The following is a 1,097-nucleotide window of genomic DNA, read 5'->3' as shown; positions in this document are numbered from 1 at the left end:
TGGTTTCAGCAGGAAAGAAAGAACAGGAAATGGATGGATATGGATAAAGGGGTGAAAATAGAAAACACGGAGGCGCCTGCTGCCTGCTAATCATTCAGGCGGCACCTGCCGCAGGGCCGCACCGCAGTATCCGGGATGGAGGAGTATAGAGGCTATACCGTGCCATGACCCCTGAAAGCTCCGCTTTATCAGGCCTGCTGAATCGGGCGTCTTTATAATTTTATGGGGCTACGGGTACTTTTAAAAACGCCCACCGAGTAAATACGAGAAATACGTCCGCTTGCAAAATAGATAAGAAACAGATAAAAATAGCTAACGGTATTTTGAACGCTGACAGCTACCTTTATTGTTACTTTATACTGAATATATATTAGGTACCTGAAAATGCCGGAATCCTTTAGAATATGATGGTGTTTTCTTTGTAACGGTTACTCTTATCAGACAGGAAGGCTTCCTTTTCGTACGGGTAGGTCTTTGTATTTTTTTAATGAAATTCTATGAATAGAACAGACAGCTTTAGAGGATTATCTTTCGTTGTACCTCTGTAAGAAACTGGAAAGAACCGTCTGTATCACCTGAAAAGCAAACTGATGAATGTAACAGGCATTGATATCAAACCGGTCGTATCGAAAAGGTCTGAGGTTCGGACATCCGGCTCCACAGCTTGGTGTAAGCAAGTTCTTCCATTTTTCTTTTTTTCACTAGGGTAAAGTCTTGCATTTGCTCCCGCAACACGTACTTCTCGGTAGACTTACGATTGTAAACGGCTATGCAAAAGAAGTGATGCAAAATCTGCCTGTGGAGTTTGCGGTAGAGGCCCAAAAACTATTACAGATAAGTCCGGAAGGTAGTGTGGGATAAGCCGGTATTTAATCCCCTGCGGCAGGCAGGGGCTGTAAATTTCCGCTTAATGAGGATAATAGTTTAAAGACATTTTGACAATCCAATAATATCACTATCTTTGTGTAAGATTTATGGCGGTTTACCCCCTCTAAGAAATCAAGATAAAAAATGTATTTAAGACTGTTTTTTACTCAATTATTTAACAAAAAAGTATCCGTTTTTTCGCCTGAAAATTTGGATATTAGCCATTAGCC

Annotated in this window: 1 protein-coding gene; it reads left to right on the top strand. The window is 41.0% G+C overall.

Annotated elements, in window-relative coordinates:
• Window positions 1-720: 720 nt before the first annotated feature.
• The gene (locus tag IR083_RS24480) at window positions 721-861 is read left to right on the top strand and encodes a hypothetical protein (RefSeq protein WP_206759861.1); all 141 of its coding nucleotides are present in this window, start codon (window positions 721-723) and stop codon (window positions 859-861) included.
• Window positions 862-1,097: the final 236 nt, after the last annotated feature.

Origin of the sequence: Dysgonomonas sp. GY75, from assembly GCF_015234155.1 — a bacterium.
Classification (GTDB): domain Bacteria; phylum Bacteroidota; class Bacteroidia; order Bacteroidales; family Dysgonomonadaceae; genus Dysgonomonas; species Dysgonomonas gadei.
This window is presented reverse-complemented; position numbering and strand designations above follow the sequence as displayed.